23 protein-coding genes are annotated in these 25913 nt (G+C 42.2%); 15 read left to right on the plus strand and 8 right to left on the minus strand.

Features of this window, described 5'->3' with window-relative positions:
• The first annotated feature begins 287 nt into the window (after positions 1-287).
• Both J2S74_RS02225 and J2S74_RS02230 read left to right on the plus strand, forming a co-directional pair.
• Entirely contained in the window at positions 288-1127 is an 840-nt protein-coding gene (locus J2S74_RS02225) for an asparaginase (RefSeq protein ID WP_307321437.1), read from the plus strand.
• Positions 1128-1199: 72 nt separating this feature from the next.
• Positions 1200-2879 carry a ribonuclease J gene (locus J2S74_RS02230; RefSeq protein ID WP_307321255.1) on the plus strand — a complete coding sequence of 560 codons (1680 nt, stop codon included), beginning with the start codon at positions 1200-1202 and terminating at the stop codon, positions 2877-2879.
• 91 nt (positions 2880-2970) lie between these two features.
• Here the strand turns inward: J2S74_RS02230 and J2S74_RS02235 are convergent, their stop codons facing one another.
• Positions 2971-4167, minus strand: coding sequence for a GIY-YIG nuclease family protein (locus J2S74_RS02235; RefSeq protein WP_307321257.1), 1197 nt, complete (start codon positions 4165-4167; stop codon positions 2971-2973).
• Positions 4168-4598: 431 nt separating this feature from the next.
• On the opposite strand from J2S74_RS02235, the gene J2S74_RS02240 reads away from it, so the two are divergent.
• A complete protein-coding gene (locus J2S74_RS02240; protein ID WP_307321260.1) occupies positions 4599-6023 on the plus strand; it encodes an LVIVD repeat-containing protein in 1425 nt (474 codons plus the stop codon).
• 175 nt (positions 6024-6198) lie between these two features.
• Here the strand turns inward: J2S74_RS02240 and J2S74_RS02245 are convergent, their stop codons facing one another.
• Positions 6199-6756: a DUF2179 domain-containing protein gene (locus J2S74_RS02245; protein ID WP_307321261.1), complete on the minus strand. Its 558-nt coding sequence runs from the start codon at positions 6754-6756 to the stop codon at positions 6199-6201.
• 228 nt (positions 6757-6984) lie between these two features.
• On the opposite strand from J2S74_RS02245, the gene J2S74_RS02250 reads away from it, so the two are divergent.
• Positions 6985-8253: a SulP family inorganic anion transporter gene (locus J2S74_RS02250; RefSeq protein WP_307321264.1), complete on the plus strand. Its 1269-nt coding sequence runs from the start codon at positions 6985-6987 to the stop codon at positions 8251-8253.
• A 301-nt stretch (positions 8254-8554) separates the two neighbouring features.
• Entirely contained in the window at positions 8555-10351 is a 1797-nt protein-coding gene (locus J2S74_RS02255) for a glycerophosphodiester phosphodiesterase family protein (RefSeq protein WP_307321267.1), read from the plus strand.
• A gap of 190 nt (positions 10352-10541) precedes the next feature.
• On the opposite strand, the gene J2S74_RS02260 is transcribed toward J2S74_RS02255, so the two are convergent.
• Positions 10542-11075 (minus strand): metal-dependent hydrolase, encoded by a 534-nt coding sequence (locus J2S74_RS02260; protein WP_307321271.1) that lies wholly within the window; start codon positions 11073-11075, stop codon positions 10542-10544.
• A gap of 217 nt (positions 11076-11292) precedes the next feature.
• Between J2S74_RS02260 and gloA2 the strand changes: the two genes are divergently transcribed.
• Both gloA2 and J2S74_RS02270 read left to right on the plus strand, forming a co-directional pair.
• Complete coding sequence (gene gloA2 / locus J2S74_RS02265) at positions 11293-11736, plus strand: SMU1112c/YaeR family gloxylase I-like metalloprotein (protein ID WP_307321440.1); 444 nt, start codon at positions 11293-11295, stop codon at positions 11734-11736.
• A gap of 116 nt (positions 11737-11852) precedes the next feature.
• The gene (locus J2S74_RS02270; protein WP_307321274.1) at positions 11853-13067 is read left to right on the plus strand and encodes a NupC/NupG family nucleoside CNT transporter; all 1215 of its coding nucleotides are present in this window, start codon (positions 11853-11855) and stop codon (positions 13065-13067) included.
• An 82-nt stretch (positions 13068-13149) separates the two neighbouring features.
• Here the strand turns inward: J2S74_RS02270 and J2S74_RS02275 are convergent, their stop codons facing one another.
• On the minus strand, positions 13150-13668 hold the full coding sequence (locus J2S74_RS02275) for a VanZ family protein (protein WP_307321277.1): 519 nt from the start codon (positions 13666-13668) through the stop codon (positions 13150-13152).
• Between the two features lie 204 nt (positions 13669-13872).
• On the opposite strand from J2S74_RS02275, the gene J2S74_RS02280 reads away from it, so the two are divergent.
• The gene (locus J2S74_RS02280; protein ID WP_307321280.1) at positions 13873-14205 is read left to right on the plus strand and encodes a hypothetical protein; all 333 of its coding nucleotides are present in this window, start codon (positions 13873-13875) and stop codon (positions 14203-14205) included.
• 102 nt (positions 14206-14307) lie between these two features.
• On the opposite strand, the gene J2S74_RS02285 is transcribed toward J2S74_RS02280, so the two are convergent.
• Together J2S74_RS02285 and J2S74_RS02290 are read right to left on the minus strand one after the other, a co-directional pair.
• On the minus strand, positions 14308-15483 hold the full coding sequence (locus tag J2S74_RS02285; RefSeq protein ID WP_307321282.1) for an MFS transporter: 1176 nt from the start codon (positions 15481-15483) through the stop codon (positions 14308-14310).
• 631 nt (positions 15484-16114) lie between these two features.
• Positions 16115-16807, minus strand: coding sequence for a YetF domain-containing protein (locus J2S74_RS02290; RefSeq protein ID WP_307321285.1), 693 nt, complete (start codon positions 16805-16807; stop codon positions 16115-16117).
• A 79-nt stretch (positions 16808-16886) separates the two neighbouring features.
• Between J2S74_RS02290 and J2S74_RS02295 the strand changes: the two genes are divergently transcribed.
• Both J2S74_RS02295 and J2S74_RS02300 read left to right on the plus strand, forming a co-directional pair.
• Positions 16887-17255, plus strand: coding sequence for a DUF4363 family protein (locus tag J2S74_RS02295; RefSeq protein ID WP_307321288.1), 369 nt, complete (start codon positions 16887-16889; stop codon positions 17253-17255).
• 77 nt (positions 17256-17332) lie between these two features.
• Positions 17333-18121 carry a Cof-type HAD-IIB family hydrolase gene (locus tag J2S74_RS02300; RefSeq protein WP_307321290.1) on the plus strand — a complete coding sequence of 263 codons (789 nt, stop codon included), beginning with the start codon at positions 17333-17335 and terminating at the stop codon, positions 18119-18121.
• Between the two features lie 273 nt (positions 18122-18394).
• Here the strand turns inward: J2S74_RS02300 and J2S74_RS02305 are convergent, their stop codons facing one another.
• Positions 18395-18688 carry a hypothetical protein gene (locus J2S74_RS02305; protein ID WP_307321292.1) on the minus strand — a complete coding sequence of 98 codons (294 nt, stop codon included), beginning with the start codon at positions 18686-18688 and terminating at the stop codon, positions 18395-18397.
• 245 nt (positions 18689-18933) lie between these two features.
• On the opposite strand from J2S74_RS02305, the gene J2S74_RS02310 reads away from it, so the two are divergent.
• Both J2S74_RS02310 and pepF read left to right on the plus strand, forming a co-directional pair.
• Positions 18934-19782, plus strand: a complete 849-nt coding sequence (locus tag J2S74_RS02310; RefSeq protein ID WP_307321295.1) for a hypothetical protein — start codon at positions 18934-18936, stop codon at positions 19780-19782.
• Between the two features lie 229 nt (positions 19783-20011).
• Positions 20012-21820, plus strand: coding sequence for an oligoendopeptidase F (gene pepF / locus J2S74_RS02315; RefSeq protein ID WP_307321298.1), 1809 nt, complete (start codon positions 20012-20014; stop codon positions 21818-21820).
• 64 nt (positions 21821-21884) lie between these two features.
• On the opposite strand, the gene yxiS is transcribed toward pepF, so the two are convergent.
• Complete coding sequence (gene yxiS / locus J2S74_RS02320; protein WP_307321300.1) at positions 21885-22184, minus strand: protein YxiS; 300 nt, start codon at positions 22182-22184, stop codon at positions 21885-21887.
• Between the two features lie 430 nt (positions 22185-22614).
• Between yxiS and J2S74_RS02325 the strand changes: the two genes are divergently transcribed.
• From J2S74_RS02325 to J2S74_RS02335, 3 genes are all read left to right on the plus strand, one after another.
• Positions 22615-23094, plus strand: coding sequence for an MgtC/SapB family protein (locus J2S74_RS02325; RefSeq protein ID WP_307321303.1), 480 nt, complete (start codon positions 22615-22617; stop codon positions 23092-23094).
• Between the two features lie 30 nt (positions 23095-23124).
• The gene (locus tag J2S74_RS02330) at positions 23125-24204 is read left to right on the plus strand and encodes a M42 family metallopeptidase (protein ID WP_307321305.1); all 1080 of its coding nucleotides are present in this window, start codon (positions 23125-23127) and stop codon (positions 24202-24204) included.
• A 171-nt stretch (positions 24205-24375) separates the two neighbouring features.
• Entirely contained in the window at positions 24376-25353 is a 978-nt protein-coding gene (locus J2S74_RS02335; protein WP_307321307.1) for a ring-cleaving dioxygenase, read from the plus strand.
• Positions 25354-25913: the final 560 nt, after the last annotated feature.

A 25913-nucleotide genomic window follows, 5' to 3' on the forward strand; every position in this document is an offset into this window, starting at 1 on the left:
ATTCTTTCGAATCTCGAAAAAATAAGTAGATACTCCTGAATTTTATAAATAATCTAACATCTTAGTAGAGTGAAAAAGGTCAAAAAGACCTATCAACTATAGGTAATTAATGGCAAAGAAAACGCTTCCAAATATTATTTATAGGGCGAAGGAAAGTTTCCTGTTGTATGATGTAACTAACAGCAGCTAAAAATATAGGAAAGTAGAGGGATAAACGATGGAAGCTATTAGTCTAGTAAATGTTATACGAGGAAAGTATATTGAAAGTATGCATAAAGGACATATAGATAGCCGTTGTTGATGGGGAGGAAAAATTACTTTATAGTGCTGGAAATCCGGAGAGAAAGCTATATGCCCGTTCATCTATGAAACCGATCCAGGCCGTTCCTGTTGTGGAAACTGGAGCAGTTGATTTTTTCCAGTTTAGCGATGCGGATCTTTCCCTTTGTTGTGCTTCCCATAGCGGGGAACCAATGCACACCGACCGGGCCTTGGCTATATTAAAAAGTTTAGGATTAGAAGAGGAAGCTTTACAATGCGGTACACTTATCCCACGGTGGCAGGAAACCTATTACAAGCTAGACCATCCCGTGCAACAACGAATTCTCCAAACGGTAAATGAAATTTGTGATTACCCTTCGGAGGAAATTGAAATTGGGATGGATGGGTGCGGTGTTCCCGTTCACGGCCTTCCATTACAAGCCCTTGCCCATGGCTATACAAAAATGACAAAGCCAGAGGAAATGGGATGGGCAGAAACGAGGGTGAAAGCGGTGAAGAGGGTTTCGGATGCCAAGATTGCTGCCCCAGAAATGGTAGGTGGAACGGGACGATTTTGCACCGACTTTATAAAAGCGGGCAAGGGAAGATTTTTTGGAAAAGCCGGGGCTGAAGCTGTCTATTGCATCGGAGACAAGGAAACAGGAATTGGAATCGCGTTAAAAATAGAGGACGGAAATGGAAGAGCGATGTATCCTGCCGCAGTAGAAGTATTACGTCAACTTTCATTGATCGATGACAAACAAACGGAAGAGTTAATGAATTATTATCGACCAAAGCTCCGCAATGCAAGGGACGAAGTAATTGGAGAACTAAATCCTGTTTTTACACTTTCGGCTGGCTCTTAAGTACCTTTCCATAATAATACAAACTCTCCTCGGGCATAATAAGTGTAATTCATTTTGATTGGGAGGATTTACATGAGTAAAACGGAGAGTGCTTTGTCCATTTTTGCCCTGGGCGGCATGAGTGAGATTGGGAAAAATATGTATGCCATACAATGTGCGGATGATATTGTCATCATCGACTGTGGAAATAAGTTCCCCGATGAAAGCTTGCTAGGGATTGATCTCATTATTCCTGATATGACGTATTTACTAGAGAACAAGGATAAAGTCCGGGCCTTAATTGTTACTCACGGACATGAGGATCACATCGGGGGAATCCCTTTCTTTTTGAAAAAATTTAATGTACCCGTATATGCCACGCGCTTCACCTTAGGGTTAATTGAGCTGAAATTAAAGGAACATAAAATTCTAAGGGAGTCGGAGCTGAAGGAAATCAATTCAGACTCTAACTTATCTTTTGGTGAAATGAGCGTGAGCTTTTTCAAAGTAACGCATAGTATTCCAGACTGTCTCGGCATTGTTTTTCACACACCAGAAGGGAATATTGTACATACGGGGGACTTCAAATTTGACATGACCCCAGCCGTTGGGGAAGAGCGTTCGGAGCTCCATAAAATGTCGGATATCGGAAAAGAAGGGGTGCTCTTGTTGTTGTCAGAGAGCACAAATGCGGAGCGTCCAGGACTGACTCCTTCGGAAAAAATGGTGGGGGAGCATGTAGAAGAAGCCTTCCTGAAAGCGGATGGGAAGGTCATACTGTCCACCTTCGCATCCAACGTGAGCCGCGTCCAGCAAGTGGTGGATGCTTGTGTGAAAACGGACCGCAAGCTGGCACTTTTGGGGCGAAGCATGGTGAATGTGGTGTCGATCGCCATGGAACGGGGTTACTTAGATGTACCAGAAGGGATGTTGATTGAGCAGGATCAAATTCATGCACTGATGCCGGAGCAGGTGGCGATTTTATGTACAGGGAGTCAAGGGGAACCAATGGCTGCCCTATCCCGATTGTCTACCGGCGATTTCCGTGGCGTGGAGATCTTGGCCGGAGACACGGTCATCTTAGCAGCAGGTCCCATCCCAGGTAATGAAAAGAGTGTCACGAAGATCGTGGATAATTTGTATTCCATTGGCGCGAAAGTAATTTATGGCTCTGGAAGTTCCTCCGGCATGCATGTTTCAGGGCATGGCTATCAGGAAGATCTGAAACTGATGCTTACATTAATGAAGCCGAAATACTTTATCCCAATCCATGGGGAAGTTCGCATGCTGCATCACCACCGAATGTTAGCGGAATCCGTCGGTGTTGAACCAGGGAATACATTTATCATGAAAAATGGGGATGTGGTCGATATTGATCATGGGGAAGCCCGTCAAACTAGGAAGATTCCAGCAGGGGATGCCTACGTAGATGGCGTCAGCGTTGGCGATGTCGGGGAAATGGTACTCCGGGACCGCAAGCAGCTGTCCGAGGACGGGATGCTCGTCTTTGTGCTCACCATCAGCAAATCTGAAAGAAAGCTCGTTTCAGGCCCAGACACGATTACCCGAGGATTCGTCTATGTGAAAAATTCAGAGGAACTGTTGAAAGATATTAATCGCCTTGTAACGAAGGCGGTGAATGAGCAGTTGACAGAAAATCGTAAACTCCAATGGAAGGACATGAAAAATCATATTAAAAAGCATGTAGGACAATACCTATTCCAGCATACAAAGAGAAAACCAATGATCCTTCCGCTGATCATTGAAATTTAAAGTTTGTTTTGCGACACTTCCCTTGATAATTTGTGCGGAAGTGTCGCGAACCGACTTTAATTCATACCGAAAGCCAATTTCCAGGGACGCTTTATTTATTTTTTACAACAATAGTGGCCCCTGTTTTTACAAATTTAAGATCTTGTTCGTGGCCATCAACAAGAAGGCCTACGCTTTCCCCTTTTGTTGCGGACTTCACAAATTCTCGGTATTTGTCAATTTTCCTAATGACACTTTCGAAAACAGCTCCCCCTGGTGCCTTAACTTCAATGGTATCCCCAACGGAGAAAGAGCCCCGTTCCACATCTGCAAGCAAAATGACCCCCATGTTTGTGATGTTAATTAGATCAGATGCCACAGCGAAATCGTCGATCCACCCATCGGGACGAACGAATTCTAACGATTGAACAAAGTCCATTTCCCTACTAATCACATCTAACATGTATTCCCTAAATGGAAGATTATCAGAATGCTGTTCGTTGCAAATATCTTTACGGATGTTTAGGAGCCGTAACATCTGTTCACTATAAACGCCTAGAATATTCCGATATCCAATCTCCATTTGATTTTCGTTGGCCAAGGAGATATAGAAGTTGAAATTGGCGTAATCATCTTTCGTCACCAGACGATGATCCAATGAAGTGAAATACTTGTCCCAGCACTTCTTTCCTTCCTCCAAATCTCTCACTTCCGTATCCCGCCAATACAAGGAAGCCATTTTAGCATGGCAAATGGTGCTTCCATTTTTTGCTCCGGCAGAGTAATAGTCAAGGGCCCTTTGCACGTCAATGGTCACACCGTCCCCATATTCATACATACGCCCTAAATAGATGTAGGCAGGGAGAATTCCATATTGAATGGCCTCAAGGAATATTTCCCGGGCCTTCCCATAATCCTGCTTTAAATTCCCACGACCATAATAATAATTACACCCCTCATCGAAGAGCTCGTACCCGTAGTTAGGGTTATCTTTTTTAGATGTCGACTCCCATAACGTTCCCATTAACACTTTATTTTTTACTTCCTGAATGCCTTCAATTGCTTTGTAAGGCTCTAGTTGAAAAAACTGTTTCTGATTACTAATCTGGGATTCTATGAATAAATCATGAATAGCTTTTTCTGCAACATCTAGGGCTTCCTGAAAAAATTCTCGATAAACGAGTATAGAAGGGGTAGTGACTCCCGTCAATTCCGCCATTCCTTTAGCTGGGTCTATTTTACTTTTACCTATTTTCACCTTTCCCTCCATGGAAGGATTCATCAAAACGTATAGATAACCACTGCTCATACTACTTCCACACCCTCTCTGAAAAAAACGGATAGCCTCCGTTCAACACTTACAAAAAAATAATTGTTAATTTAATGGTAACAAAGAAAAGGGGCAGATGGAAAGGAAAGCAACTGAATCCCTTACATTTGGAAGGTAGATAGGGCAAGCACCACAGACCTAGTACCATTCGTCCCAAATTTAAATTTAGTAGTGTTTTGGCTGCTTAGTAGATTAAATTTACTATTTTTTAACTAGATATTTTTCATATTGGATATATTTAACATTGAAACGACAGTGGTAAAGATGAAAAATAAGACAAAAGGTAGAGAGTAATAGAATTTAGCAGATAGAAGAGTCGAAATAGAGAGAAAATATTTCATAGTAACAGGCTTGATAGTTTTATATACTTTCCTTGTAAAAAAATTACAAGTGAAAGGATGGATGACAGTTTGAAAAGGAAGAATCTTTTAGTAAAATCAGCTTTAGCTGGAGTTCTGGCAATTTCAACACTAGTGCCTACTGGGTTAGCCCATGATGCTTTTGAAGGGGGCTCCAAACTTGAAGGGGAAGTATTAACGCAAGAGGATTTGCAATTTTTACAGGATGCAAAATTATCTGGAGGTAAAAATTTAAGGTTTTTGCATGAAGCAGCAGCTGTTCAAATTAGTCCTAGGGAAGATGGAAGGCAGAACAACACAGCAGATGTGTATGCCCATCAAGGTTTTGCCTATTTAGGAACACATACAGCAAATGGTGCCAATGGGGGAGTCCGGGTTTTTGATTTAAAGGATCCGTCCAATCCAGTAGAGGTTGCTAAATTCGCAGATGATATTCCGTTTACTTGGCAGGAAAAGGTTATTGTTAAACGGGTGAATACCCCTCATTTTAAAGGAGATTTAGCTGCTGTAAGTGTTCAGCAAACTTCCAGAAATAACGTCAACCGTCCTGACAGTTTCGGGGGCGTCTTACTCTATGATGTGACGAACCCGTATGAGCCAGAGCGATTAGGTTTTTATCCATTGGATCGTAGAATTACGGGAACGCATGAACTTTACTTAACTACGCAAGGAAACAGGGCACTTGTTCTAGCATCCAATCCATATGCTGATTTCTATACAGGGGGAGTGGAGAAGGACTTCCAAATTATCGATGTATCGGATCCAGCAAATCCGGAGAAGCTGTGGCAATTTGATCCACGAATTCTTCCAGAGGTTCCAGAAAACTTTAATGGATACCATTGGAATGCACCAGATGGAAAAACTCGTCCATTGTTTAACCATAGCGTAATTACAGATAACAATGGCCATCATGCCTATGTATCCATGTGGGATTTGGGAACTGTCATCTTTAATATCCGTGATCCGGAAAAGCCAGTTTATTTAGGTAGAACAGAGTACCGAGAGGATCAAAAGGGTGCCGCTCACTCTGCCGCCCTCGCTCGCGGTGGAACGATTTTAATTGAAACCCGTGAAATTGCTAACCCTTTTGGAGCAGGATATGAAGATGCCTATGGCTATACTCGTATTTTTGATATTCGTGACAAAACAAACCCAGTGTTGCTTAGTGAATTCACTACAGATTTAACATTTGATTTTACACCTCCAATCAATACATTTGCAAAAACGGTACATGATCCGAAGGTGTTAGGAAATACACTATATCTATCCTATTACTCTGGCGGGGTTATCTCTGTAGATATTACGGACCCTGCAAATCCAGTGGAAATTGGTCGCTATACTCCTGACCGTTCCAATGTGTGGGGAGTCTTTGTGGATAGAAACTATGTTTTAGCATCGGACATGGGCCAAGGTCTCAAGGTACTACTAAAAAATAACTCCAACGCCGGAGACAGAAACGTGAAAGTAGCGGAGTAAAAATTCTTTGAAGTTGTCCCATTTATCATTTTAAATGTTGGCAATGACTACGCTCGACGCAAGCCCACTATGAGAAACCCGCTCATAGTGGGCTTTGAAAAGAGTGCGTCGGCTTCGTTCATTGCATCAAGGGGGTCTCAAAAGGTAAACCCCTCCTTTTGAGACCCCCTCTACTTTACGCAGACTTGTTCTTTTTCTTTTTCAAAAACAGCTCTCGGCGTCGTCTCATGCCTTTAGTAATATAACCGCCTTTAAAGTTCCGTGGTTCATAGGAGGCGACAAATGCTTTTTCCTCATATTGATCAATGATTTCGTAAAATTCCTTCTCCCGATCTCTTCTGGCGGTACAGTATAGGAGATAGCGGGTGGAGTTGATTCCTTCCACTGTGGAGGTGGAAACACTGAATCCTACTTCCCTTAGGCGATTAATCAACGCTTCGTTTTTTTGCGTAATATTGGCTTCAATGGTAACAAAACCAATCGCTAGCTTCTCTTCTATCAAAGCTCCTATATATAAACCGGCACCAAACCCTAGGGCATAGGCAGCCATGTTGTAAAAGTTGGAAAGGTCGCTTAATACGATCCCAATAGCAACAATATAAATAACAGCTTCTAATATACCAAAGCCCGCTGCTTTACCTTTAAGCCCCTTTACCATCATAATTGTTCGTAACGTCAGGATAGGGACAAACAACAACTGGGCCACAAAAATAATAATAGCTTCCCATAACATAAAAAACACCTCTTTCGATTTCCGAGTCTAGTCCATTTTAACAGGGATAAAACATAAATAAAGAGGTTTCTGCCTATTTACAATAAATTACCTACTCCAAGCCCTATGTCACGCCCATTAACCTCCCTAGCTGGATTAAATTCTCCATGAAGAGTAAAATATGTACTGAAAGAAAAGGACCACATTTTTATGATAGAAACCTCCTTTTTATTAGAAAGGATCCTGTTTATGTTACAAAAAAAATATCGCCCACTTAACATTCCTTCTAACTATGATCGGGAGCTGTTTACGAAGGATTTAATTGCGGGTATTACCCTTTTTGTTATGCTTATACCTCAAGGGATGGCCTACGCCATGCTTGCTGGACTCCCACCAGTGATGGGGTTGTATGCTTCCACGATCCCGCTCATCGTCTACGCCATTTTTGCTTCATCGAAACATTTATCAGTGGGACCAGTTGCCATCACATCCTTATTGGTGTTCTCGGGCATTTCCGCATATGCCGAACCGTCTACAACTAATTTCATATCCCTGGCCCTGTCCTTAACCATTCTCACTGGAATTATTCAGCTGCTCCTCGGACTTTTCCGGGCAGGATTCGTTATTAAGTACATATCGGGCACTGTTTTAGTAGGTTACACTTCAGCTGCCGCCATTGTCATTGGTATGAGTCAGCTGCAGCATCTGTTAGGTGTAGACCTTGGTAATTACCTGCAAATCCATTTATTGTTTACCGAGCTTTTGGCAAAAATCAGTGACATTCATCTCATTACCTTTTTCCTTGGAGTGGGGAGTATTGCTTTTCTTGTATTGGTAAAAAAATTTAGTCCGCGATTACCAGAGGCACTTCTTATCGTGCTAATGTCTATTTTTACAGTGCTTCTTCTTGGATTACATAAGGAAGGTGTGCAAATCGTTGGGCATGTTCCGAAAGGTATTCCCAGCTTTGCCGTACCGAACTTTTCCTTTGAATTATTCAAGCAATTAATTCCTATTGCTTTCACCATCTCCATTTTAGGATTTATGGAATCTTTTGCCATTGGTAAAGCGATTGCTGACAGGGAAAATTACACGATCAATCCTAATAAGGAATTTAAAGCATTGGGCATCGCCAACATCGTAGGCTCCTTTTTCCAGAGCTATCCTATTAATGGGAGCTTCTCTAGAAGTGCTGTTAACCATCAAACGGGGGGAGTAACCCAGGTTACTTCCCTTGTGACGGCGGGACTTATCCTGCTCACCTTGCTCTTTTTTACGGCCTTCTTTTACTATTTGCCAAAGGCAGTCCTAGCCGCCATCATCATAGTAGCTGTTTACAAACTAATTAATATTCAGCAGTTAGTTCACCTGGTAAAAGTACGATCGGCGGAGGCATGGAGCTGGTGTGTTACCTTTTTCAGCACCCTCCTCATCGGAATTCAGTGGGGGATATTGATTGGAGTCCTATTTTCCTTCACTTTTAATTACCTTTTGGGAAAAATTTTAAGAAGAAGTTAAACTTTTAGCTGGAAAAACATGATCATACCTTTTGGAGAAGGGGTATTTTCATGTTTTTTTATTGTAGTCTGCAGGTTTAAGCCGTTGGAGTTTCCGGTAAATTGGCTAATCTATCGAAATAGGGACATAATCTATCGAATAGGGAAGATAATCTATCGAAATCAAGCACTAATTTATCGAAATCCAGAATAATCTACCTAACTAGAATAATTATTATGTAGATCCCACCTAAAAAGGTGTTTTTAAGTGGAGGATGTAGGGTAAAATTGTAGGTATTACGTATTAGTTAGTTGGTGAAGACATGTTGACGTTGCTTAAGAACAGCTTAAAAGACTTTCAAGTTTCCTATAAAAAGTATTTATCCTTTGCACTAATCTATATGATCCTAACCAGTATTCTTTTTGTTCCTCTTATCTCGTATATATTCAACCGAATGCTGCGGCTGATTGGGACAGGCTCCCTCCTAAATGGAGAAATTTATAAAATTGCCTTAACCCCAGAAGGATTCCTCGGCATGCTGACGATCGCCTTTATTGCCGTTGTCATCCTCTTTATTGAATTTGGGGTCATGATACTTCTCGCGCAACAACGATTTTTTCAAAAAAATGTCCTTGTCTCTGAAGCGGTGGTCACGATCGTTAGTAAGCTGCCGAGGCTTCTGGGGTTTGGGGGAATTCAGCTCCTTCTCTTTTCCATTCTCCTTATCCCGTTTATTAATTTGTCAGGAGTTCCGGCGTTATTAGATGTCAATGTACCAATATTACTAACCGACCTTTATTACGGGACGTCAAACGTCATTCTGTTCGTTTATTTATTTGCAATTACCACGGGGATTTTTCTGTTCATTCGCTGGATTTTTATCCTCCATTATATTGTTTTAGAGGGGCAAACGGTTTGGGAAGCGGTGAAGAGCAGCTGGCGTCTGACAAAGTATAATCGACTGAAGGTCATTATTAACCTTTTGATGTTGAATCTCCTCATCTTCCTAACTGGAATACTCTTAGTTAGAATGTTTTCCTATATTCCTGCAGTTGCTGACACAATTTTCTTTGGGGATATGGTAAAAAATTATTTGACCACGTTCGCAGGTTATATGACGATCATTTTTTCCTTATTTCTACTGCCATTAAATATTATTTTTATCACGAGGCTCTTCTACCGCTTTAAGAAAAATAGAGGGATTGTGGTGGAGGACAAGGTTACTATTCGTTCTAGTAAAAAGCTCACTGCCTTTGAAAACAGGGTGACTGGATTTTTTACAAAGAGAAGGTTTATGTTGGGCACTTTGGTAGTTGTCTACATTACAGGAATGTTCTTTATTAACTATTCCGTTAATGAAAATATTGTTTATTTGAAATGGGATGTGCAGGTGGCGGCACACAGGGGGGATGTCCAATCGGCACCGGAAAATTCCATGAGTGCCATTCTCTCCGCCGTGGAAAAAGGGGTCGATGCAGTGGAATTTGATGTGATGCTTACGAAGGATGGGGAGCTCGTCCTCCACCACGACACTACCTTGCAACGGATTGCGGGCATCCCGCGGCGAGTGGACGAGATGACCTACGAAGAACTAATGGAAGTAGACATCGGGAGCTGTTTCTCCGAAGAATTCATCGGAGAAAGAATGCCGACCTTGGATGAGGTTCTAGTGGAAATGAAGGACGAGAATGTGAATATGATTATTGATTTAAAGCCTACGGATTACAGCAGAAATGCTGAATTTGCAGAAAAAGTGGTAGCATTAGTTGAGAAGCATGAGGTGATAGATCAGGCGTACGTGCAGGCCTTTAATTATGATATTTTGCAAGAGATCAGGGCCCTAAATGAGGACATTAGAATCGGCCAGATTTTGTTTTTGTCTGCAGGGAATCTTAGCAGCTTAGACGTTGATTTCTATACGATCCGTCAAACGATGCTGTCGGATCGGTTTATCGAGCAAGCAAAGGCGCAAAACCGAGAAGTGTGGGTGTGGACCGTTAACATTGAACGGAATATGCGAGAAGTGCTGAAGTACGATATTGACGGAATCATTACCAGCTACCCAGAAATGGCGCAGCGGGTCATTGGAATCGATTTTGCCCAGGAGTACAGTGAGTGAGACAATGAAATATAGACAGTTGAAGTAGGGACGGAGTAAGTGTCGGAGAAGTAGTGACAGTTGAAGGCTTAGGTTAAATTCCGTTGTCACTAATGTTTGGCTGTCTGAAACCAATGAAATAGTTTCCTAAATTTTATCTTTGAAACGCGAACCTGAAATCTCAACTCCAACCAGCCCTCCGACTTCTGATCTATTTAAAGTGTTCTGTGAATTTCGAAATGAACTCGATTATGGAGGAGATTAGTTCTGTGAATAATTCGTTATAAATTAACAGCATAGCCCCCATAACGATACAGGAAATATAATAAATAGCAGACTCCATTTTACTGGAAGTCCTGTAAGTGATCGGAGCTTTATGACGGTGTTTACTTAAGGGTGAAAAAAGGGGAACTCCTCCCACAGAAAAATAGTCACCGACTATATGAAAAAGGTATCCTAAAGATAGTCCGAGTGTGAATGGAGATGGATATAGGAAATAGATAGTTACTGTGACTAACCAGGCAAGTAAAGAATGGGTGACTCCTCGATGTCCGAAAATCCTATTTATGAGTCGGGAAAAAAGTGGTGCTCGTCTCCCAACATATGATCTCGGTTCATCAATATCAGGGAGTAGACTTCCCACCACTATTCCAACTATATATCCAAAGGTAAAGGGAAGGGCAAATAATTTTGCGGCAACTGCGCACCCTGCCAAAGAAGTTGCTACGTGCGTATTGTATCTCAAGTATTATCAGTCCTTACATAAAATCATTTATATTTCGTATGTAAGAATGATGAGGGATATGACATTTTATAAATTTAACATGGAGTATTTGGAAATTAGGATTAATCTTGTCTCTCGAAACCGTTACAGGGGGATGCTCTTTCACTAGTTCGAGAGTAGCAAATGACAATCAGATTTGTATTTTCATAGTAAAAAAGGAAAGAAAGGTGATTTTTTGATAAAGCTAAACAGGATTCATCATATTGCAATAATTTGTTCCGATTATGAGAAGTCAAAGGATTTTTATATAAGGATACTGGGCCTTGAGCCAGTAGGTGAAGTTTACCGTGAATCCCGGAAATCGTATAAGCTGGATTTAGCGGTGAACGGACTATATCAAATTGAATTGTTTTCCTTTGAGGATCCTCCGGAGCGGGTGAGTTACCCGGAAGCGGCAGGACTCCGTCATCTTGCCTTCGAGGTGGATGATATAGAAGAAGCGGTAGAGCATCTTTCGAGGGAGGAGGTACCTACGGAGGAGATACGGGAAGACCCTTTTACAGGAAAAAGATATACCTTTTTCCCTGACCCAGACGGACTTCCTATCGAATTATATGAAAGTAAAGCGCGAGGGAAAGGTTCCTTGATGGTACATAGGAAAGATAGCACAACGAGCAGCTAACTACTGCTGTTGTGCTTTTTTTTTCTTGATTGCCGTAAAAATACCCCAATTATTCCTCCTAGTGGAATAGTTTGTCGTCTTTACGAACATTCTAATAGACACAAGGGGGGATTAAGATGAATGTTTTGTGGGGCATTTTCGGTATTATTGTTGTTTTCGCCATTGCCTTTTTGTTTTCCAGCAATCGAAAGGCTATTAAGCCACGGACTATTCTTGGTGGTTTAGCCATTCAATTGGCCTTTGCCTTTATTGTATTAAAATGGGATTTGGGGCAGAGATTGTTACAACAGATTGCTTTAGGAGTAAATGAAATCATTAAGTATGCAAATGAAGGGATCGCTTTTTTATTTGAAGGAATCTTTATGGGAGAGAATGTGGGCTTTATTTTTGCCTTTCAGGTACTGCCTATCGTCATATTCTTTTCCTCGTTAATTTCTGTCTTATATTACATAGGGCTCATGCAATTGGTCATTCGATTTCTTGGGGGATTACTTTCCAAATTATTAGGAACGAGTAAAGCAGAATCCCTTTCTGCCGCAGCCAATATATTTGTAGGGCAAACGGAGGCACCTCTCGTAGTTAAACCATATTTGGATAAAATGACCAAGTCGGAAATATTTGCTGTAATGACCGGTGGATTAGCTTCAGTAGCAGGTTCTGTTTTAATCGGCTATTCCTTACTAGGGGTGCCGTTGGAATACTTGCTTGCCGCGAGTTTCATGGCCGCTCCTGCAGGATTGATCATGGCCAAGACGATGGTTCCTGAAACGGATTTTTCCAAAACGTCCGATGAAATAAAGCTTGAGAAAGATACAGAATCCACGAATGTCATTGATGCTGCTGCCCGAGGAGCCAGCACGGGGCTTCAATTAGCCTTAAATATCGGGGCCATGTTATTGGCGTTTATCGCCCTTATCGCCTTAATTAATGGTTTGTTAGGTATCATTGGCGGCTGGTTCCAATTGGAAGGATTAACGCTAGAAGGGATTCTTGGTGTTGTCTTTGCCCCCCTTGCCTTTGCTATCGGGGTACCATGGGCGGAAGCTGTCCAAGCGGGTGGATTTATTGGACAGAAACTCATTGTCAATGAATTTGTGGCGTACGCTTCCTTTGCACCGATGATAGAAGAACTCTCGCCGAAAACAGTTGCTGTAATCAGCTTTGCCCTTTGTGGTTTCGCCAACATCTCTTCCTTAGGCATTTTACTGGGGGGACTGGGAAATCTCGCTCCATCAAGAAGGCCTGATATTGCAAAGCTTGGTTTAAGGGCGGTATTAGCAGGAATGCTCGCATCATTATTAAGCGCCTCCATCGCAGGCATGCTATTCTAAGATTTATGGAGATAGTGAAAAGTGAAAGAAAGCACAACTCGCAGCTCGTGATTAACTGCCGTTGTGCTTTTCTATTTCTCCCTCATCCAATTCTTTGTTTGTGGTAATTTTTCACATATTTATTGAGTAGTTTCTTCCTTAATTCCATAACACCCCATAGCGTCATTAGGAAAACTACAGTCGTGATGCTTCCAGCTATGTTTATATAAATATCTAACAGTCTTCCACTGCGGTCAATCAAAAAATGCTGATGATATTCATCAATGACTCCGATTAGTGAAGCAGCAGCTGATGCCACTAGTCCCCTCAGCCAAATTTTTTCAAATGAAATAAGAAGAAAGATTATTGCCGCTAGAAGACCATAGAAGAAGAAATGCCCAGACTTCCTTAGTTGCATATAGGATGCATCACCGAAGAGGGAATAGTGGTTGTAAAAGGTACTCTCCCTATCTAAGAAAAATAAAAGGGACGTGTCAGTCTTGTAAACGGACCTCACCGTTTCCAGGTCCATAACCCCGCCCGTTTCCTTTGCTATAGATACATAAATAATTGCCAGAGATATGAAGCTAACTATTAGGGATAGAAAAACAAATCGTTCCACTTTCAAGACCTCCTCCCTTTCTACTAATCTAGCGTAGCCAAAGGAAACTATATTTAAACTAGAAAGGTAATTGTCATTTAATGTTAAAATAATTACAAGTGGTTCACTCGAAAGGGGGATAAAATGTATAAGAAAATCTTTAGGTTTCGGAAAAGAAATTTAGAAAATATAACTTTGAAAAATATTCAAAAAAAGATGATTGCTATGGGTTTTAACAAGAATTTAATGGTAGAGATCATTACAGTATTAGAAAAGAGAATGAAAAGAGATGGTATCAATCTATTTCAGAACTGGTTTAAAGATTTACATTATACATTACCAGATGAATTTAAAGATGAATCAGTTACTGAAAAAATATATGAGAACTACTCACATTGGATTGAAGGAGAAGTGAAGAAATTAGAAAAGGAAACAGGATTGACCTGGAAAGTACAAACAGAGGATTTAAACGGAGTTAATGAAAGAACGAGGAAAGTACAGTTAGTAATAAGGCATAGACTATCAGATATAGCACTAGATTTATTGGATCATAGATAAGTAAAACGATTGGGGGGCTTAGTCATCTCCCCAATCGTTTAATGTGTGTTCATTTGCTTTTACTGTACTATATCTTAACTACTGTTATAAGGTGTTTTTTTCTTAAGCCTCTCTTGATACGGAAGGCTGGTTCAATTTTTTTGCGGAGACACGATAAAAGATAAAAATACAGATAGTTGCTCCTAATGCGGTTAGCCCCATTAACTGGTACATGACGAAGGATCCGAAGACATCGAAAACCCATCCCCCAACTGTTCCCCCGATGGCACCACCAAGGCCGAAGCAGATGGAAGCTAACAACGCTTGACCGGTGCTCCGCAAATGATTCGGAACAAACTTAGCTGCCGTTTGCAGGGCAACGATCCAGAACAAACCAAAGGTAACCCCTTGAGAAACTTGGAGAATCGTGATCATCACTGCCGAGTCAATCACTCCATATAACAGCCAACGAACCGTATATAACGCTGCGATTACCCCTAGTATAAATAAATGGTTCAGCTCCATAATTTTTTTCGTAAGATAATAGAATACGGGAACTTCACTGATGGCTGCCAGGCCCCAAGCGAGCCCTATGAGTAGAGCCGTTGCCCCTAAGTTTTCTAAGTGTAAGACGAGCATCGTATCATTGGTTCGGTGGGGGATCATGATCAGGAAACAGAGCAGCAAGAACGTAACAAACTGCTTATTTCTAATGACTTCCCCAACCCCTTTTAGGTTTACCGGGGCAGAAGATTGACCTGTGTCCTTTAAGAAGAATAGTAAAAAAATCATCAACAAGGAGAAGAACCAGAACAGGATATAAATTTTGTCGAGACCGATCCAAACAAGTACGGGGCCTGACAGTCCTGCAATTAATGCAAAGCCGAGGGAGCCCCAAAGTCTTATTTTTCCGTACTCATGTCTCCGTTCGGGTCCTAACGATTTTAGTGTCATGCTGTCAATCAAAGGGGAACACGGTGATAAGGCAAAATGAAAAAGGACAAAGGACAGGAAAACGACCCAGAACTCAGCGGTAAAAAATAGACCGAAGCTTGCTGCTATTACGGCAAAATACAGGAGGATCAGTATTTTCTTGATCGTTTTGAATTTGTCGCTGACGAAGCCAACCAAGGGTTGCGCAATAATGCTGACGATGGGAGCAACCCCCATGATCGTCCCGATTTCCACTGACGAGAAGCCTTGAAGGTGCAAAAATAAAGGTAGAAATGGTAAAATAATAGCTTTTCCACCAATATGAAAAAAAGACAGTGCCTTCAAGAAGGTAAGTTGTTTACTCATATTATTTATTCACTCTTTCCAGTAGCAGGTTTTAATTGTGAATGCAGTGGTGATTGGGTTGTACGCTGTTTCACAAGGGAGTACAAGTGTGGAATGTTCTGTAATTCCACAGCAATGAGCGGAGTCGTTGCTTTTCTTTAAAGCTAGTTAGGAGAAAACTACTCCTAGCTAGTGCGCGTGAACGGAGCTATGGCAAGACACTTTTTGAAATACGCTCTATTAAGTAATCTTATTCATTTTATCATAAAAATGAAGTTTTTTTTTGCGGAAGGAGAGGCGGTCAGGGCTTTGAAAAGGGGAGGATGAGGCAGATAATTAGGGTAAATACCTAAATTTTAAGAAAAGTTACTTTTTTTATTTGTGCATCATTTTTTTGGCAGAGGAAGTTAGTGTACCCGCCGTTGAATTGCGTTTACCCGCGGTTACAGCAACTTTACTCGCCATTAAACAGCATTTACCCGCAGTTACAACAATTTTACCCACTGTTAATATGCCTTACCCACTTGATATTACAATTTACTGTCCATTCTGAACACTTTACTAGCGGTTTTTTGCCGTTTACTATCCATTTTAGAGTATTTACTTGCGGTTTTCACAATTTGGAGACAAATTCACCATGGCCCCGAAAAAACTAGATAGTATCTTCGATTATTCCGGACCACTTGTCTACGTAAAGGGTACCGTCTTCTTGAAGTTGGGCGAGCAACACTTCTTTCACATGGGGAATGCCTTTTTTACGGAGCTCTTTGAGTAACCATTCCTTAGACAAATTCTCTTCTCGCAGTGCTTCCTCCAAGATGTCCCCCTCGATGATCAAAACCCGTGGTTCTTTCTGCGGCTTGGAATATAAATCGCTCACCGTGGCGTTTGAGGCGCTCTTCTTTTGCATAATACTTAAATCACCGGTGGTCTCTAACACGGCAAGCTGCACGTCCTCCAGTTTAAAGGTACCCCCTTTTCGAAGCATAAGCATGACGTTGTGTACCGTTAAATTCTCCTTCAGTAATGCTTTTTCCCGAAACTTTCCGTTTTCGATTATGATTGTTGGTTTACTCTCAAAAACTCTGCGTAAAAATAAATTTTTTCTGCTTAAAATGCTTTGAACCACAGGGAGGATGCCCCATACGGATACGGCTACGAAACCATTGACGGAACGGATCTCTGGTTCTATTACCATACTGGCTGTGAAGTTACCAATCGTGATTCCAACGATATAGTCAAAGTAGGTGAGCTGCGCCAGCTGTTTTTTTCCCATCAAGCGGGTTAAGAAAAAGAGAAAAAAGAAGCTAATCAATGCCTTAATAAAAAAGACTGAATCAAACATTTTATCTAAAACCCCCAACAACATATTACGCTTATTATTGGACAAAATAGAAAAAATAAACAAAGGAGGTTATTCCGTTATGATGGAGCGGGTCATAAATTCCAAAACAGCTAAAGTTCTATTAACCATTTTCATTATTGCGGGGATCAGTTGGTGGCATTCAGCAGCGGAGACGGCAGACAATCCCCTTTCCCGACAGGCAGACAGGGTGATGGAAAGTATAGATAAAGAGAATTGGGATGAGGCAAAGAGAGAAGTGGTGCAGTTAAGGGAAGAATTTGAACGAAAGCGATGGTTCATGGAACTCTTCGGCCCAACGGAGCATGTGACCGTTACAAGGTACAACCTCATTTCTTTAGTGGAAGCAGTTCATGGTGAAAATAAGACGGAATCGAAGCAGCTACTAGCAAAGGTGAAGGGAAGATTGAATGAGTTTGTAGTGTTCTAAAACCCGGAGCAGGTTGTCCTACAGGGATTGCTGCCTTATAATGATAGAATCGTATGTAATAGGGAGAGGTTATGCGTATGTTAGATTACAAAGTTTTATTTTTGGATATCGATGGCACTGTTTTAAGACCGGACGATACGATTGAAGAGTCAACGAAGGAAGCGATAAGGCAGGTACGGGAAAGGGGACTGGATGTCTTTCTTGCCACAGGTCGTCCCTTGCATGAGATCAGGGAAATCGGTGAGGAATTAAACATTCAATCGTTCATTGGCTATAATGGCGCCTACGCTGTACATAGAGGGGAAGATGTGTTGAGGGAAGCAATGGACAGAGAAACGATCCAATTTTTCCTAGAGCTTATGGAAAAACACAATCATGAAGCTGTTATGTATACCAGTGATAAAAACATATTCACTTCCTTTGAATCTCCGAAGGTGCAAGAATTTATAGAGAAATTCCACCTGAAATATAATGAAGAATTCAGTACAAAGTATATGGATGAAATATTGGGGGTAACGCTCCTTAATTTAGGTAAAGGGGATCCTGAAAAATATGAAGCCGTTGGCGGTCTCCACTTAGCTTCCGTTAATTTGGAGGGCGTAAGGGAGCACGCCTATGATGTTATTCGGGACAAGGTGAATAAAGGATTTGCCGTACAAAAGGTGTTGGATCTTCTTGGACTTGAGAAGGAGAATGCCATTGCCTTTGGCGATGCCATGAATGATAAGGAAATGCTCCAGCTTGTTGGGGAAGGTTTCGCCATGGGAAATGCCCACCCCGAATTATTTGCCTATGCAAACAGAAAAACGACAGACGTAACCAACTCAGGTGTTTATAACGGATTGAAATCTTTGGGGTTAGTTTAAATTTAGGTTTCTTTCTGGAAAGACCAACTGTTGGTTTAAAGGTTTATATAATGTTGCATGGGTTTGTTGCATTTTATAAAAGCTTGGAGGAGTGGAAGGCGGCGACTCCAGCGGGAAAAGCAACGGCTGAAGACCCCGGAGGGTGGGGTTCCCGAGGAGGCTGAAGCGTTGCCCGCGGAAAGCGTCCGCCTGTAGCGTTCCTTATTAATACAGTGATTTCTAGGTTTTCAGAAGGCTATTTTTGCAAGGTTAGCGGGGGGAGTCCCTTGCTGCCTATAATGTGAGGCTGATGTCTCCATCTTCCGTAATTTCCACTGTGGAGTAGCTTTCGAAAGTGTTCGGGTCGGTGATTTCATGTTCTTCCACTTTTGCAAAGCTCTCCATATAATTTTGATACACTTCTGGGTCTTTAATGAGATGATAGTAGTGTACCATCTTTCCTTCAATAATGTCTGTTCCCCTTAGGGAAAACCTGTTCCCGTATTGGTCCTTGAACCATTTTCGAGCTTCCACATGGTTTTGAAAATTTGGCATTTCATCGCTTATATGTGTTATGTCAAAGTTCACAAAATCACTCCTCCTTTATCATCATCTTGAATAGTATGTCACCATTTTTTCCATAAAATCCAACTCGTTAACTTGGTACTAACCACCCACTTTATCCAAATTTATTCTGCATTTAAATTGTAAAAAAGAAAATGCTAAAAGTAGCAAATCTCTCATACATCTTTGTTTTTTGCTAATTACAACGGAAGTTTCCATTGTTTTTAAAGAAGTTTTGAATTTTACCATAGTGGAAGGGAGCGAAAATGATGTTAGGATTTTTAACGTTTCTTTTATTTATAGCACTCGTTGCTGGGATTATTGCTTTAATCAAAGGTAACTTGAAAATCTTTAGAATTCCGAACAGGAAAACAGCGTTAATTGTCATTGCTGCGTCCTTCATCCTAATGCTGGTCTTCGTAGGTATGATGGGTGATCCGGAAGTGGCAGGAGACGAAACCCCTCTAGAAGAGGGAGAATTAGTGGACGAAGAAGAGGAAGAAGAGGAGGAAGAAGAACCTCCTGAAGAGGAACCGGAGGAAGAGGAGGAAGAACCTGAGCCGGAACCTGAGCCCGAACCAGAACCTGAACCAGTTCCGGACCCGATTAGTTATTCTGGAAGTGGAGACGATGTGATTATAATTGAACAGCCGGAAGAAGGACCGGTTGTATTACGAATTAGTGGAAATTCAGAAAGCAGACACTTTGCCGTTACAGGTTTTGACGAAAATGATAACCGAACCAATTTATTCGTTAACACAACAGATCCATATGAAGGAATCACCTTAGACCCAGGCGGCACAACCAGAATGTTAGAAATTAGTGCACAAGGACCTTGGGAAATAGAATCCTTATCCATGCGTTCCTTAAGAGAACTTGAAAGCCCAGGATCCATCGAAGGAACAGGTGATGAAGTAATTCTCGTTTCCGGAAGTACCAGCTTAGCGACGGTAGAAGGAAATGCAGGGGGAAGGCATTTTGCCGTAACGGGATATAATCCTAACCGAAACCTAATGGTGAACACTACGGATCCATATGAAGGAAGAGTTCGAGTAGATAGCAATACCTTTCTAATCGAAATCACCGCTGTGGGAGATTGGTCAATAAATATGGAATAGCGAAAGTCCACTGAAAAAGAGTGATACTTGAGGCCACTGAAAAAGGACGTTTTTCCCTTTTTCAGTGGCCTCTGATACTTATCTTTTTCGGTGGACTTTTTTTTGATGGAGATCAATCGAACATTTTTCAAATTCACACATTTCCGATATAATAGAAATAATAGTTTCGCTTTCCGAAATATTTTTTCGAGCGAAAAATCTATTTTTTTCAAAAAGAAAGGGGAATTTGATGACGAAGACATTAACGCGCGCAGAAGTACCTGTAGAACAAACGTGGAATCTAAACGACTTATTTGAATCGACAGAAGCTTGGAACGAGGAACTAGAGGCGGTACAAAAAGACATCACCACTGTCACGCAATTTAAAGGCTGCCTTGGTGATTCCGCAAAAACCTTGTTAGATTGCCTCTTGGCAAAGGATGCCTTACAGGAGCGAGTGGTCCGTGTCATGACCTATGCACATCTTCAACAATCGGGAGATGGGACAAACCCAGAGTACCAAGGGAATTCCGCACGAGTAGGGTCTCTCATGTCCAACATCTCAGCAAGCACATCCTTTATTGACTCTGAAATTCTAGCCCTTCCAGATGGAACAGTGGAAAAATACACGGAGGAAGAACCGGGCTTAAAGGAATTCAGCAAAACTCTTACAGATTTACTAGAAACGAAACCTCATAAACTATCACCTGACGCAGAGGAAGTGTTAGCTGCTTTCGGTGAAGTTCATGGAGCACCATACATGATTTACGAGCGAAGCCGAACTTCCGACATGAAGTTTTCCAGTTTCACCACGGACGACGGGAAAGAGCATCCATTAACCTTCAATTCCTTCCCGAAATATGAAGGGTCAGCCGATACGGAGCTTCGCCGTAAAGCTTATGACTCCTTTGTGAATACACTCAAGCAGTACAAGAACACTTATGGGGCCACTTACGCTACAGAGGTGAAAAAACAAGTGGTGGAGGCAAAGCTTCGTGGATACGATTCAGCAACGGACATGCTCCTCCATGAACAGCAAGTAACACCAAAAATGTACCACAACCAGCTGGATACAATTCAAAGAGAACTTGCTCCACATATGCGCCGATTGGCTAAGCTTAAGCAGCGCGTGTTAGGCTTGGAAAAAATGTATTTCTGCGACTTGAAGGCGCCATTGGACCCAGAATTTGATCCTCCAGTTACGTATGAAGAAGCATCTAAACATGTGTTGGAGTCTCTGGAGATCATGGGACCAGAATACATTGAAATCATGGAACGTGGATTGGCTGATCGCTGGGTCGACCTGGCAGACAACGTTGGGAAACGCTCAGGGGCATTCTGCTCTAGTCCATATGGCGTTCATCCGTACATTTTAATGACGTGGCACGATTCCATGAGAAATACGTTCACCCTTGCTCACGAGTTAGGCCACGCTGGTCACTTCGCATTAGCAGGCCGCTATCAGCGCATTTCCAACACTCGACCGTCACGTTATTTCATTGAAGCACCATCTACCATGAACGAGATGCTCCTGAGCCAAAAGATTTTAGCCGAGTCCAATGACGAGCGCATGCGCCGCTGGGTCATTCTCCAATCACTAGGGACGTACTACCACAATTTTGTGACCCATGTCTTGGAAGGGGAGCTCCAGCGCCGCGTTTACAACCTTGCCCATGAAGGAACGCCAATCACGGCCAACATCCTTTCTGAGCAAAAAACAGCGCTGTTGTCTGACTTCTGGGGAGACGCCGTGGAAATGGACGAGGGAGCCGGCTTAACATGGATGCGCCAGCCACACTACTACATGGGCCTCTACCCATACACCTATTCCGCAGGTCTCACGGCATCAACAGCAGCAGCGCAAAAGTTTAAAGAAGAAGGCCAACCAGCCGTCGACCGCTGGCTATCCGCCCTAAAAGCAGGAGGCACCTTGAAGCCAATGGAACTCATGCAGCTCGCCGGCGTAGACATGTCCACCCCAGAACCAATCAAAAAAGCAGTAGAATACGTAGGCTTACTAGTCGACGAACTAGAAAAGAGCTTTTCTGTGAAAAACTAAGTTTATTAAATTCCAAAAAGGTACTTGCTCCTAAATGGGGGGCAAGTACCTTTCTTTATCTTGTTTATTTTGCAGTCTTACTTGTTACCTCAGTAACCACTTGGGCAAGGTCATCGTTCCCGAATAAAGACAAAACCCCAAGAAGTGTTTCATCTGAAATTTCCCCAGCTTCCTCTTTCGGAACCGTCAAATCCATCATTTGCTGCAGAGCCGGGTTGCTCCGTTGATTCGGGTAAGCGCGGACGTACAATTCCACCGGATCCAAGTCATGATTCACACACCACTGGGCAAAAACAAGAATCATCATCTCCTCATCCTGTTTATAGCTGCTAATTATTTTGTCCTCTAATTCCTTCTTATCCACCAGTAAATCTCCCCTAAAAAAAGTGTTAGAGCGATTATACCATAATCGTTTTCATAGTAGCCTACGGATTCGGACAAAATATTCTGCTTCACGAATCATAAGAGTGTTTTGAAACGCGAACATGGTAAGAAGTTCCACCTTCGCGTGTCAAAGAGAGCAATTGAAACGCGAACATGCTAAGCAGCTCCGACTTCGCGCTTCAAAGGTCTAGAACTGTGGAAAACGTGGAGCCTGTGGAACAATAAAGGAGAGATCTCTGCTGGTCACAAGGCAGTGGCATGGATGCTGCTGCAGTGACCAACTTTTTTCCATAATACTGCGCATGGAGTCTCGATAATTGCACATGTTAATATAGTGACATTAATTTCTTAATTATGGTAAATTAAAAGGTACTAAATATAAAGAAAGCTCATAGAAGAAGGTGCTTGCTATGGAGATAGAAGGGATTCTATTAGGTAACCCGGAAATTTATTTTCGGATCTTTTTCAGTGCCTGTATTGGGTTTATTATTGGAATGGAGCGGGGGGCGAAGAACAAACCTGCTGGGATTAAAACGTATATGGTTGTGTCCACAGCCTGTACGTTAATTACCTTGATTTCTATTTATAGTGTGGAATTGTACGGAAGTGTGAGTGGGGAAACGGTGATGGATCCGATGCGTCTTGCGGCTCAGATTGTTACGGGGCTGGGATTCTTAGGAGCTGGACTCATTTTAAAAGAGGGTCTTCATGTGAAGGGATTGACTTCTGCGGCGATGATTTTATTCGCTGGTGGAGTTGGTATCGGTGTGGGCGCTGGTTTTTATGGGCTTGTGGTGTTCTCCGTGGCTATCGTTATGCTCCTTTCAAAGGTAGGAAATTATGTGGAAACAAGGCATCTTGTTCCGAAGCAGAAGGATGAAGAGCACTAGAGGAAATGGGAAATGGAGTGTTTAAACTCGATGAATAAACAGAACTTTTTAAAGGAATTGAAAGAAATCGCGGCTATACAGGGAACGCCGGGCCAGGAAATGGCTGTGGTGGAGGCCTTAGTGGAGCGGTTAAAGCCAGTTGCAGACAAGGTAGAAGTGGATCATATGGGAAATATTTTTGCTTATCTAGAAGGAAACCGACCTGGACCTACAATGATGGTATCGGCACATTCCGATGAAATAGGCTGTGTCGTTCGGGATATTGACGATAGGGGATTCCTTCGCATCGAGCGAACGGGAGGCATGATTGAGTCTCTCCTTGTTGGCAGAAAGGTGAATGTGAACGGACATTTCGGTGTTGTGGGTGTGAAGGCAGGGCATTTGCAATCACCGGAGGAACGGAAGCGCATCCCTTCCATTCATGAGCTGTATGTGGATGTGGGGGCCACATCCAAAGGGGAAGTGGAGGAAATGGGGATTGAGATTGGCTCCCCGATTACGTACATAAGTGAAATCGAACAGTTTACCAATGAAAATTTGATTTGCGGTAAAGCCATCGACAATCGCTCCTGCTGTGTCTTGTTACTAGAGTTATTTCGTGACCTTAATGACGAGAAAGACTTTGCTGGCACCCTTGTGGGGGTTATTGCGGTCCAAGAGGAGGTTGGTCTTCGCGGGGCAAAGGTGGCAACCTATAAGGTGAACCCTGATTTTGCCATCGTCCTGGATACAATCCCTTGTGCCGACACTCCGGACAGCTTGAATAGCGGCTATCCCATTGGCATTGGAAGGGGGCCTGTATTTCCTGCATTAGGTGGGGGCGCCGTTCGGGGTAACATTATGTCACCTCAGGTGAAAAATTTGTTTGTCACGTATGCAAAGGAATTGGACATCCCTTATCAGCTGGCAGTGATGACCGGTGCCGTGACGGATGTGGCTGCAGTTCACCTTGAACGGGAAGGTGTGCTAGCTGGCGCAGTAACTTTCGCCCGACGTTACTCCCACTCACCTGTGGAAGTGGCCCACTTAAGAGATTTCCAACATGGCTATTCTTTGTTGAAAAAAATTATTACAGACGCTGAAAACTGGGGCGACTTGGGGTTTATTTAGTAGGTTATATTAGAGGTAGCAGTCCAACTAGTCTGCTACCTATTTTATTCGTATTAGTTGCATTGTTAACTAAAGTAAAGTAACTTTATATATGTAAGTTATTGTGGAGGGAATTTAGTTAATGATATAGGAGAAGAGTGAAGGTGTAATCTGATTGGAGGTAGTTTGTAAATGAAAGAATTAAAGGGTATACACCATGTGACGGCCATTACGAGTAGTGCGGAGAAGAACTATGAGTTTTTCACGTATGTTCTTGGAATGCGTCTTGTGAAAAAAACAGTGAATCAGGATGATATTCAGACGTACCACCTATTTTTTGCCGATGATGAAGGAAATCCAGGGACGGATATGACCTTCTTTGATTTTCCTGGAATTCCGAAGGGGGAACACGGGACAAATGAAATTTCTAAAACGTCCTTCCGGGTACCGTCCGATGCAGCCATCGATTATTGGGTGAAGCGATTTGACCGCCTCGGGGTGAACCATACGGGGGGGAAGGAACAATTTGGAAAGAAAACCTTGTCCTTTGTGGATTTCGATGACCAGCAGTATCAGCTCATTTCCGACGAAGGGAATGTTGGTGTAGCATCTGGAACGCCGTGGAAAAAAGGCCCTATTCCATTAGAATATGCAATCACGGGGCTCGGACCGTTGTTTGTAAGGACAGCACATTTTGATTATTTTAAAGAAATGATGGAAAAAGTCCTGTTGTTTAAAGAAGTTGACAAAGAGGGCTCCCTCCACTTGTTTGAAGTAGGGGAAGGGGGAAATGGCGCTCAGGTTATCGTGGAGCCTAATACCGTTTTACCTTCCGCACGGCAAGGTTTTGGCACCGTTCACCATGCGGCGTTCCGTCTCGATGACCGGAAACATTTAGATGCGTGGGATGAACGCTTACGAAGCTTCGGCCTGCAAACATCCGGTTTCGTGGACCGCTATTTCTTTAAGTCGTTGTATTCCCGAGTGGCCCCGCAAATCTTATTCGAATTTGCCACGGATGGTCCAGGGTTCATGGGGGATGAGCCGTATGAAACCCTTGGGGAAAAATTATCACTGCCTCCATTTTTAGAACCGAAACGGGAGCAAATTGAGAAAATGGTCCGCCATATTGATACAGTCAGAAGTACAAAGGAATTTACAAAGGAATAGCTGTAGTTTTTAAGGGGAACAGGATGAAAAGGTTAGGGAAGAAACCTTTTTAACCTGTTTTCCTCTTTTTTTATGGAAACATTAGCTGTTTTTTTGCGAAATAGGGGTTTATGGTTTCCAGCGAAATGGATAATCTATCGAAATGGGTCAATAATCTATCGAATAGGGACTGTAATCTATCGAAATCAACCAATAATCTATCGAACTAGAATAATTCTAATCTGAGCAGCGGATTTACAAATTTATCGAATTCCTCCAATAATTTATCGAACGATAACTATTCTTATTGAACAACAATTCCGGTCCCCGAACCGCATTAATAACACCTCCATAGGGTAATCTTCCATTACGTGAATTTTCTGGAAAAAACTGTTGATAATTTTCAGACAATTGATTATGATATCATCAGATGACCTTACTAATGAACGAGTAAATGTCAACTATATAAAGGCAAAAGGGGGAACTGCCGCACAATACAATCGAACAATCAAGCTGTAGCAATCGCAACCCTATTTTTACCGTAAGTTAATCAAGTCTTGGGGGAAGTTCTTGCAATTATA

Source organism: Evansella vedderi (assembly GCF_030813435.1).
Lineage (GTDB): Bacteria > Bacillota > Bacilli > Bacillales > Salisediminibacteriaceae > Evansella > Evansella vedderi.

Excerpts from the sequence above, each read along its gene's own strand:
- J2S74_RS02230 (WP_307321255.1), top strand. The coding sequence starts at position 1,200 with ATGAGTAAAACGGAGAGTGCTTTGTCCATTTTTGCCCTGGGCGGCATG.
- J2S74_RS02235 (WP_307321257.1), bottom strand. The coding sequence starts at position 4,167 with ATGAGCAGTGGTTATCTATACGTTTTGATGAATCCTTCCATGGAGGGA.
- J2S74_RS02245 (WP_307321261.1), bottom strand. The coding sequence starts at position 6,756 with ATGTTATGGGAAGCTATTATTATTTTTGTGGCCCAGTTGTTGTTTGTC.
- J2S74_RS02250 (WP_307321264.1), top strand. The coding sequence starts at position 6,985 with ATGTTACAAAAAAAATATCGCCCACTTAACATTCCTTCTAACTATGAT.
- J2S74_RS02255 (WP_307321267.1), top strand. The coding sequence starts at position 8,555 with ATGTTGACGTTGCTTAAGAACAGCTTAAAAGACTTTCAAGTTTCCTAT.
- J2S74_RS02270 (WP_307321274.1), top strand. The coding sequence starts at position 11,853 with ATGAATGTTTTGTGGGGCATTTTCGGTATTATTGTTGTTTTCGCCATT.
- J2S74_RS02280 (WP_307321280.1), top strand. The coding sequence starts at position 13,873 with ATGGGTTTTAACAAGAATTTAATGGTAGAGATCATTACAGTATTAGAA.
- J2S74_RS02285 (WP_307321282.1), bottom strand. The coding sequence starts at position 15,483 with ATGAGTAAACAACTTACCTTCTTGAAGGCACTGTCTTTTTTTCATATT.
- J2S74_RS02290 (WP_307321285.1), bottom strand. The coding sequence starts at position 16,807 with ATGTTTGATTCAGTCTTTTTTATTAAGGCATTGATTAGCTTCTTTTTT.
- J2S74_RS02295 (WP_307321288.1), top strand. The coding sequence starts at position 16,887 with ATGATGGAGCGGGTCATAAATTCCAAAACAGCTAAAGTTCTATTAACC.
- J2S74_RS02300 (WP_307321290.1), top strand. The coding sequence starts at position 17,333 with ATGTTAGATTACAAAGTTTTATTTTTGGATATCGATGGCACTGTTTTA.
- J2S74_RS02310 (WP_307321295.1), top strand. The coding sequence starts at position 18,934 with ATGTTAGGATTTTTAACGTTTCTTTTATTTATAGCACTCGTTGCTGGG.
- pepF (WP_307321298.1), top strand. The coding sequence starts at position 20,012 with ATGACGAAGACATTAACGCGCGCAGAAGTACCTGTAGAACAAACGTGG.
- J2S74_RS02325 (WP_307321303.1), top strand. The coding sequence starts at position 22,615 with ATGGAGATAGAAGGGATTCTATTAGGTAACCCGGAAATTTATTTTCGG.
- J2S74_RS02330 (WP_307321305.1), top strand. The coding sequence starts at position 23,125 with ATGAATAAACAGAACTTTTTAAAGGAATTGAAAGAAATCGCGGCTATA.
- J2S74_RS02335 (WP_307321307.1), top strand. The coding sequence starts at position 24,376 with ATGAAAGAATTAAAGGGTATACACCATGTGACGGCCATTACGAGTAGT.